General features: G+C 70.0%; 12 protein-coding genes. 2 read left to right on the forward strand and 10 right to left on the reverse strand.

All coding sequences use genetic code 11. The annotated features are described in order from the left end of the window. Positions 1-148 precede the first annotated feature (148 nt). Both IV088_RS25860 and IV088_RS25865 read left to right on the forward strand, forming a co-directional pair. Entirely contained in the window at positions 149-628 is a 480-nt protein-coding gene (locus tag IV088_RS25860; RefSeq protein ID WP_291107922.1) for a MerR family transcriptional regulator, read from the forward strand. After that, the gene (locus tag IV088_RS25865; protein ID WP_291107925.1) at positions 555-1019 is read left to right on the forward strand and encodes a carboxymuconolactone decarboxylase family protein; all 465 of its coding nucleotides are present in this window, start codon (positions 555-557) and stop codon (positions 1017-1019) included. The genes IV088_RS25860 and IV088_RS25865 overlap by 74 nt, the downstream gene beginning before the upstream one ends. 33 nt (positions 1020-1052) lie before the next feature. On the opposite strand, the gene IV088_RS25870 is transcribed toward IV088_RS25865, so the two are convergent. From IV088_RS25870 to IV088_RS25915, 10 genes are all read right to left on the reverse strand, one after another. After that, on the reverse strand, positions 1053-1748 hold the full coding sequence (locus IV088_RS25870) for a YafY family protein (RefSeq protein WP_291107927.1): 696 nt from the start codon (positions 1746-1748) through the stop codon (positions 1053-1055). Positions 1749-1752: 4 nt separating this feature from the next. Continuing rightward, entirely contained in the window at positions 1753-2358 is a 606-nt protein-coding gene (locus tag IV088_RS25875; protein ID WP_291107929.1) for a DUF6151 family protein, read from the reverse strand. A gap of 25 nt (positions 2359-2383) precedes the next feature. Next, complete coding sequence (locus IV088_RS25880) at positions 2384-2866, reverse strand: EVE domain-containing protein (RefSeq protein ID WP_291107932.1); 483 nt, start codon at positions 2864-2866, stop codon at positions 2384-2386. Continuing rightward, the gene (locus IV088_RS25885; RefSeq protein WP_291107936.1) at positions 2863-3240 is read right to left on the reverse strand and encodes a VOC family protein; all 378 of its coding nucleotides are present in this window, start codon (positions 3238-3240) and stop codon (positions 2863-2865) included. Before IV088_RS25885 ends, IV088_RS25880 begins: the two co-directional genes overlap by 4 nt. Positions 3241-3564: 324 nt before the next feature. Further along, positions 3565-4296 (reverse strand): LrgB family protein, encoded by a 732-nt coding sequence (locus IV088_RS25890; protein WP_291107952.1) that lies wholly within the window; start codon positions 4294-4296, stop codon positions 3565-3567. A gap of 23 nt (positions 4297-4319) precedes the next feature. Next, complete coding sequence (locus IV088_RS25895) at positions 4320-4685, reverse strand: CidA/LrgA family protein (protein ID WP_291107939.1); 366 nt, start codon at positions 4683-4685, stop codon at positions 4320-4322. An 18-nt stretch (positions 4686-4703) separates the two neighbouring features. Further along, the gene (locus IV088_RS25900) at positions 4704-5117 is read right to left on the reverse strand and encodes a DUF3597 domain-containing protein (protein ID WP_236962758.1); all 414 of its coding nucleotides are present in this window, start codon (positions 5115-5117) and stop codon (positions 4704-4706) included. Positions 5118-5281: 164 nt separating this feature from the next. Further along, on the reverse strand, positions 5282-6511 hold the full coding sequence (gene glcF, locus IV088_RS25905) for a glycolate oxidase subunit GlcF (RefSeq protein ID WP_291107944.1): 1230 nt from the start codon (positions 6509-6511) through the stop codon (positions 5282-5284). Positions 6512-6516: 5 nt separating this feature from the next. Beyond that, a complete protein-coding gene (glcE, locus tag IV088_RS25910; protein WP_291107947.1) occupies positions 6517-7641 on the reverse strand; it encodes a glycolate oxidase subunit GlcE in 1125 nt (374 codons plus the stop codon). Positions 7642-7726: 85 nt separating this feature from the next. Next, the gene (locus IV088_RS25915) at positions 7727-7960 is read right to left on the reverse strand and encodes a hypothetical protein (RefSeq protein ID WP_291107950.1); all 234 of its coding nucleotides are present in this window, start codon (positions 7958-7960) and stop codon (positions 7727-7729) included. Positions 7961-8224: the final 264 nt, after the last annotated feature.

An 8224-nucleotide genomic window follows, 5' to 3' on the forward strand; every position in this document is an offset into this window, starting at 1 on the left:
CTCAAACCCAATCCGGATGAACACCGGATACAACCTATTGAAGCTTCACAGCTAGCGGCACTGCGCGAACTCGTCTGCGCGGGGTTCCCGGCACGCCCGCTCTGTGGCGCTTGACTTCGAGCGCACTCCAACTTTCAGAATCCTTCCCATGGCATCCCACCTGACCATTGCCGAAGTCGCTGAACGCACGGGCCTGACCGCGCACACGCTGCGCTACTACGAGCGCGCCGCTCTGATCGCGCCCGTGGCACGTGCGCCTGGCGGCCAGCGCCGCTATGCGGCTTCGGACATGGAATGGATCGGATTCCTGCTGCGCTTGCGCGAGACCCACATGCCCATCGGGCAGATGCAGGTGTTCGCGCGGCTGCGCAGCGAAGGGAACACCACCGCCGCCGAACGGCGCAGCATGCTGGAGCAGCACCTCGCGCAGGTGCTCGCATCGATCACCGCCATGCAGCACGCTGCCGAGGCACTGCAGGCCAAGATCGGGCATTACCAGGATCTGGAGGCTTCCCTTTGCCGCGCCCCAACGTCACCCCACCAAGGAAGTCCCCATGTCCCCCGAAACCCATCCACGCTACCTCCAGGGCCTCGCCAAGCTGCGCGAAATCGACGGACAGGCCGGTGAACGCGTCATTGCCAGCCTCGCCGACATCGCGCCCGACTTCGCCCGATACCTGATCGAGTTCCCCTTCGGCGACATCTACTCCCGCCCTGGTCTGGACCTGCGCAGCCGCGAGATTGCGGTGGTGGCGGCGCTGACCGCGATGGGCAACGCCACGCCCCAGCTCAAGGTGCATTTGCAGGCGGCGCTGAACGTTGGGGTCACGCAAGCGGAAATCGTCGAGGTGATCATGCAGATGGCCGTCTACGCGGGCTTCCCAGCGGCCCTGAACGGGCTGGCAGCAGCGCGCGAAGTCTTCGCGGTCAGCGATGCAGAAACGGTGACCTCACGAAGCCCCGGATCTGGAGCGGCGCCTGAGGTCGCCGCGCACGACCACCTGACGGCCGGTCGCTGACGCAGAGAGCGGAACAGCACCGATCCAGCGCCGTCAGCGCGCCGACACGGCACCGTCCGTTTCACGGCGCAGCAGATCGGCGAGCGTCTTGCCCGGCTCGTCGGCGAAGCGCAGGTCCAGCGCCGTCAGCGTCTCGATGCGGTCCACACGGAAGCTGCGGAAGTCCTGCCGGCGCTCGCACCAGGCCGCCAGCGTCCAGACCTTGCCCCAGAAAAAGCAGCCCAGCGGCCGCACGGTGCGGGTGCTGCGCTGTTCGCTGGCGTCGCGGTACTCGATCTCCAGCACCGTGCGGCGCTGGGTGGCCTCGCGCAGGCGCTGCAGCAAACCGCCCACCCCCGGCGGCAGCCCCACGGGCGGCACGAGCATGGGCATGCGGTCCACCTCGTTGCGCACGGCGGCGGGCAGCACCGACATCACGCGCGACATGGCGTCGCCCGCGGCCCGCGCCAGCGCCGGGTCCAGCCATCGCTGCGCGATGCGCGTGGCCACGGCCAGCGCGCGCGCTTCGTCGGCGGTGAACATGAGCGGCGGCAGGTCGAATCCTGTGCCCAACCGGTAGCCCACGCCGGCCTCGCCCTCGATGGGCACGCCCTGCGCCTGCAGGTCGGCCACGTCGCGGTACACGGTGCGCGGCGAGACCTCCAGCCGCCCCGCCAGCCAGGCCGCCGTGGACAGGCGCCGGCCGCGGATCAGCTGCACCAGGGCAAAGAGCCGGTCGGCGCGGCGCATGGGGTCAGTCCACGCCCGGCGTGGGCCGCAGGCGCGCGCGCTCCTCGGCAGACAGCACCGTGGGCACGGCCACCGGCGTGCCGGAGGCGGTGAAGAACGGCGTGTCTTTGTAGCGCCCCGACAGGCGGCTGCCCGCCACCATCGCCAGGATGCGCAGCAACGAGCCAGCCATGCCGAAGGCCCGCGGCCTGGGTTCGCCGATCGCGCTCGCGGTGTTGACGCTCCCCTGCACGGGGCCGAACGCGGCCTCCACCGGCGCGGTGTCGAGGCACTGCACCAGCAGCCCGGTGAAGGGCATGTTGCGGCTGCTCAGGGTGTTGCCCACCGGGGTGCGGCAACACGCGGCGTACCAGCGCAACATGCCCTTGCTGGACAGGCGCATCACCGCCAGGTGCGACGCGCCCTGGGTGATCTTGATGCGGTGCGGCGCGAGTTGCACGATGTCCGAACCGCCTTGCGCGTCGAGCACCTGGTGTGCCGGCCCCAGAAACCGCGCAAAGGCCTGACAGTCCTGGCAGTAGCACACCATGCGGTTGCTGCGGCCGTTCAATTCGACGTGGCCTTGCAGCGCGCCGCAGCGACAGCGCAGGGGATGGACGGCAAGGGACATGGGGGCTCCGGGGGTGGCGTTGCGCCTATTGTGCGGTCGCCCCAGCCTGCGCCAGACCCAGGGACGCCAGATCCGCGCGCATGGCCCGCGCGATCCGCCGCATGTCGTCCGAAGACACCTCGAACAGGCCGAAGCGGAACTTGTGGCCCCAGCGCTGCCGGTCTTCGACGAAGTCGAACTCGTCGAGCAAGGGCGCGATGGGCGCGGGTTGCGCGCTCACATAGCGCACGTCGCGGCGGTGCGGCACGAAACCGCCGCCCATGTCGACCGCGTAGGGCTCGCCCGCCTGCACCACACCGAGGCTCACGAAATTTTGCAGCCGGTCTTTGCCGCCCATGGTCTGGGCGGGTGCGTAATAGGCCACCACATCGCCGGCGCGCAGGCGCTGGAGCGGCGCGCTTTTGCCGTGGCAGACCTGCATGAACCCCACGGGGACGTGGTCGCGCCCTCGCAGCGCGTGTTCGGCGCTGGCGACCGCGATCCAGTGGCGTGGCGCGGGGGCGCTCATGCCAGCGCGTGCAGACCGACGCGGTTGCCTTCGCTGTCGACGATGTGGGCGAAGAAGCCCATGCCCTCGGGCAAGGCCGTGCGCGGCACCACGACCTGCCCGCCGGCGGGCACCACGCGCGCGAGCCATGCGTCCAGACTGGGGCCGGCGTTCAGGTAGATCAGCGTGCCCTGTGCGGCGGGCTGGCACTGCGGGCTCTGCAGCAGGGCGCCACCGACCTCGTGGTCCTCGCTGCCGGTGAACACCGCCATCGCTTCGCCAGGGCCGCCGTAGCCTTCGCGGCGCAGGGCCCGGCCCGTGAGCGCGGCGTAAAAGCGCATGGCGCGGTCCATGTCGGCGACGGGAATTTCAAACCAGTTCAGGGTGTGGGCCATGTGGTATCTCGGGGTTGATGGAACAGGCTGCGGATTCTGCGGACCCCCTGCTGACAGCGCGGTGTCAGCAGCCTGTCATGCCCTTTCCCAAAGTCATGTCAGCTGTCCACGGCGCCGGAGCGCCACCCGCGACGCATGAAACAACGCCACCCAGAGGCACCGCCGGGCCGGCTTTGCCGGACGGCCAGTGCCGCCCCCCTTGAGGGGGGCTGAGGACCGCGGCTCCAAGCCTGCCTGCGCAGGCTTGGACGGGACGAAGAGGCATCGGCTCCGACGATGCCGCGGCCTGCAAGACACGCGAAGCGGCGCGGGGGGCGTTTCTCGCTAGATCCAGCGCAGCAGCCAGCCCGCCACCAGCGGCAGCGCCACCGCGCTGAACAGCGCCGTGAGCCCCATGGCCAGTCCGGCGAAGGCGCCCATTTCCTCGCTCACCAGGAAGGCGCGCGCGGTGCCGATGCCGTGCGCCGCCGTGCCGAGCGCGAAGCCGCGCACCGTCGGGTCGGTGATGCGCAGCGCGTCAAACAGGTGGCGCGCGCTCGCCGCGCCCAGGATGCCGGTGCACACCACGAGCACCGCGGTGAGCGTGGGCAGGCCACCGATCTTTTCGGCAATGCCCATGGCCACGGGCGCCGTGACCGACTTGGGCGCGAGCGAGGCGATGGTGGCCCTGGACGCGCCCAGCGCCCAGCCCACGCCGATGGCCGTGACGGTGGCCGCCAGCGTGCCCACCACCAGCGCGGCGGCCATGGGAAACCACAGGCGCTTCAGGCGCGCGAGCTGTTCGAACAGCGGCACCGACAGCGCCACCGTGGCCGGCCCGAGCAGGAAGTGCACGAACTGGGCGCCTTCGAAGTAGGTGGCGTAGGGCGTGCCCGTGGCCCAGAGCAGCGCGCCGAGCACGATGACCGACAGGGCCACCGGGTTGGCCAGCGGGTGGAAGCCGCTCCTGCGGTAGGTCACAAACGCGCCGTGGTAGACCAGCAGCGTGACCGTGAGCCCCAGCAGCGGCGAGGCGGAGAGGTAGACCCAGACATCGGCCAGGCGGTCGGCCGCCACGCCAGCGAGGGGCAGGCCTTCGTTCACGGTGTGTCGTTGGCGGCGGGCGGCCCCACGCGCTTCATCAGCCAGGCCATGGTGAGCGCCGCGCTGGCCAGGCCCACGAGCGTGCTGGCCACCAGCGCCACGCCAATGGCCAGCGCCTCGTCGCCCAGGCGCTGCAGGTGCAGCATCACGCCCACGCCGGCGGGCACGAAGAGCAGCGAGAGGTGTTGCAACAGCGTCTGCGTGGTGGGCTTGATGGCGCCGAGCAGCGAAGGCCGAAGCACCAGCGCGAGCAGCAGCAAGGCCATGCCCACCACCGGGCCCGGCACCGGCGCGGCCAGCGCGCGCACCAGCGCCTCGCCGATCAGCTGGAACACGAGCAGGGTGGCAAGCGCCGGGATCATCCGAAACCGCTCAGGCGCTCAGAGCAGCTCTTCCGGGATGTTGCCGCCGTTGGCCGCGATGTGGGCCAACACGTTCTTGTGCAGCCACATGTTCATCTGGGCGGAGTCGGCCATCTTGTCGTCGGGGCAGTACAGCTCCTTGGCCAGTTCCTTGCGCGCGGCCAGGCTGCTGTCCAGGCCCAGCAGCTTGAGCAGATCGACGATGGAGGTCTTCCAGTTGAGCTTCTCCGGGTGGTTGGCGGCCTTCTCCGTCAGCAGCGCGACCACGTCCACCATGGTGATGGAATTGACCACGGGCTCGGCCGGGGCGGCCGCCACCGGGGCGGGTGCTGCGGCGGGCGCCGGTGCAGCCGCGGGGGGCGGTGTGATGACGGGCGCAGCAGCGGCCTCTTTCATACCCAACTTTTCCAGGATGTTGCTGAAGAAACCCATGTCAAATCTCCAATGGCGTCGTGAACACAAAGCACGGCGCCAGACGCTGATGGCACCGCGGCCCCAGCTTATCGCTGTCCGACGACAAAAGCGTTACTTATTTGTATCGCCGTGGCGGACCGGTGCCGGCCTGGCCGCTGCCTGTGCGGAAATGCCCGCCGGTGTCAGCTCAACGCCTCATCCAGCAGCTCCACCCAGTGCCGCACCGGCGTGGGGGTGCCGCTCTGCAGGTGGGTGATGCAGCCGATGTTGGCGCTGGTGATCACGTCGGGTTTCAGCTCGCTCAGGTGGCCAAGCTTGCGGTCGCGCAGCTGGTACGACAGCCCGGGATTGAGCACCGAATAGGTGCCGGCCGAGCCGCAACACAGGTGCGCCTCGTTCTTCGCCACCATCACCGTGAAGCCCATGGCCGACAGGTGCTGCTCCACGCCGCCCTTGAGCTGCTGGCCGTGCTGCAGCGTGCAGGGGGGGTGAAAGCCGATCACCTGCTTCGCGTCGGGTTGCCGGGTCAGCTGGGGCTTCAGCAGTGGCACCAGTTCGGGCAGCAGCTCGCTCAGGTCGCGGGTCAGCAGGCTCACCCGTGCGGCCTTGTGCGCGTGGGTCGGGTCGTCGGCCAGGATGTGGCCGTAATCCCGCACCGTCACCCCGCAGCCGGAGGCGTTCATCACGATGGCCTCCACCCCCTGCTCCAGCAGCGGCCACCAGGCGTCGATGTTGGCGCGCATCTGCGCCATGCCGCCTTCCTGGTCGTTCAGGTGGAACTTCACCGCACCACAACAGCCGGCCTCGGGCGCGATCACGGTCTGGATGCCGGCGGCGTCGAGCACGCGCGCGGTGGCGAAATTGATGTTGGGCATCATCGCCGGCTGCACGCAGCCGGCGAGCATCAGCACCTTGCGCGCGTGGGTCCGCGTGGGCCAGGTGCCGGCGTTTTGCTTCGCCGGCACCTTGTTTTTCAGCGAAGCCGGCAGCAGCCCGCGCACCAGCTGGCCCAGTTTCATCGCGGGGCCGAATGCCGGCGAGGTCAGGCCCTCTTTCAGCAGCCAGCGCACCGCCTTTTCACCCGCCGGGCGCGGCACTTTCGCGTCCACGATCTTGCGGCCGATGTCGATCAGGTGGCCGTAGTCCACGCCGCTCGGGCAGGTGCTTTCGCAGTTGCGGCAGGTCAGGCAGCGGTCCAGGTGCAGCTGCGTCTTGCGCGTGGGCTCGGCGCCTTCGAGCACCTGCTTCATCAGGTAGATGCGCCCGCGCGGGCCGTCCAGCTCGTCGCCCAGCAGCTGGTAGGTCGGGCAGGTGGCGGTGCAGAAACCGCAGTGCACGCACTTGCGCAGGATGGCTTCGGCTGCCTGGCCGTCGAGGGTGTTCTTGTATTCGGGGGCGAGCTGGGTTTGCATGGTGGTCAGCCCATCCGGCCGGGGTTGAAGATGCCTGCCGGGTCGAACTCGGCGCGCAGGCGTCGGGTGATGGTGTCGATCACCTCGGACTGGCGGTCGAAGCGCGGCACGCCGGGCGCACCGTCGGCCCCGGCGCGGAACAGCGTGGCGTGGCCGTTCACCGCCGCGGCAGCGCGGCGGATCTCGGTGGCCGCCGAGGCGGGCGCCCAGAGCCAGCGCTGCGCGCCCTGCCACTCGATCAGCTGCGCGTAGGGCAGCTTCAACACGGGCGCGGTCTGCGGCACCGAGAGCCGCCACAGGCAGAGGTCCGCCGACGGCGCGTTGAAAAACGGCAGGCGCTGGTCGCGGCAGTCGGCCCAGTCGGGCCCGGCCTGGGCGTTGTCCATGCGGGCGCCGCCGGCTTCACGGCCCAGGCGTTCGCAGGCCGACTCGACCGCCGCCACCGCCCCGCGCAGGCGCAGGAACAGCAGCTCGGGCGCGTCGGGCGCGGTGTGATCTTTCACCCAGCAACTGGCATTGATCGGCAGCGGCTGGCCGCCCCAGCGGTGCAGCTGCTCCAGCGCGTCGTGCTGGCTCAAGGAGAACACCAGCGTGGCCTCGGCCGGTGCCACCGGCAGCACCTTGAGGCTGATGTCGGTGATGACGCCGAGCGTACCCATGGCGCCGGCCATGGCGCGGCTCACGTCGTAGCCCGCCACGTTCTTCATGACCTGACCGCCGAAGGTGAGCCACTCGCCCCGGCCGTTGATGAACTGCAGGCCCAGCACGTAGTCGCGCACGCCGCCCGCCGCGGCCCGCGCCGGCCCGGCCAGCCCGGCCGCAACCACGCCGCCGATGGTGGACGCGGGACCGAAGTGCGGGGGTTCGAACGGCAGGCACTGGCCCTGCCCGGCCAGGGCCGCGTCCAGCTCGGCCAGTGGCGTGCCGGCGCGCACGGTGACCACCAGCTCGCTGGGTTCGTGGCTGACGATGCCGGCCCACCCGCGGGTAGACAGCGCCTCGCCGCTCACGGGCTCGCCGTGAAAGGCCTTGGTGTCGCCGCCGGTGATGCGCAGCGGTTGGCGCGCGGCCGTCGCGGCGCGCACCTGGTCGATCAGCTGGCGGGGGAGGTCGGTGGGGCTGGGACTCATGGCCGCCATGGTAGCGGCGGCACCGTTCAAGGCCTTTGAATTTTTTGCACGCGTCGCTGCAATCGCGGTCGGCCAGCGCCGCAGCTCAGCGCGTGTGTCCGAGGCACATGCCGGCGTTGGGTCGGCCCTTGCATTCGCGTTTCAGCCGTCGGGCGCGGGCCTCGGGACTCTCGCTGGAGGGGGCGTCGATGAAGCTGACCTTGCCCGGCAGCCGGGTCGGGCTGGCCTTGGGCGCGGCCGCCAGCGCGCTGCCCAGCCCCAGGGCGCAGGCGATGCCCGCAAGCCAGACGGCCGGCACACGGCAGCGTTGAATGGACATGGTTTCCTCCTGAATGTGATGGTGGTGGCGCTGCATGCTGGCCACCGGAGGCGGGTTTGTCAGTGATCCATTCACCAAAAAAAACCCGCGGGCCTTGCGGCGCGCGGGTTTGAACATCCAAAGGAGACACTCGGGAAAAACGGCGCGGGATCGTTCCTTGCAGTCAGGTCGTCGCGCCGCGGGGAGACTCTGTGATCAGCGGTTGTAGGCGGTTTCGCCGTGCGAGCTGATGTCCAGACCTTCGCGTTCCTGCTCTTCGGTCAC

The organism is Hydrogenophaga sp., from assembly GCF_018780075.1.
Classification (GTDB): Bacteria; Pseudomonadota; Gammaproteobacteria; order Burkholderiales; family Burkholderiaceae_C; genus Hydrogenophaga.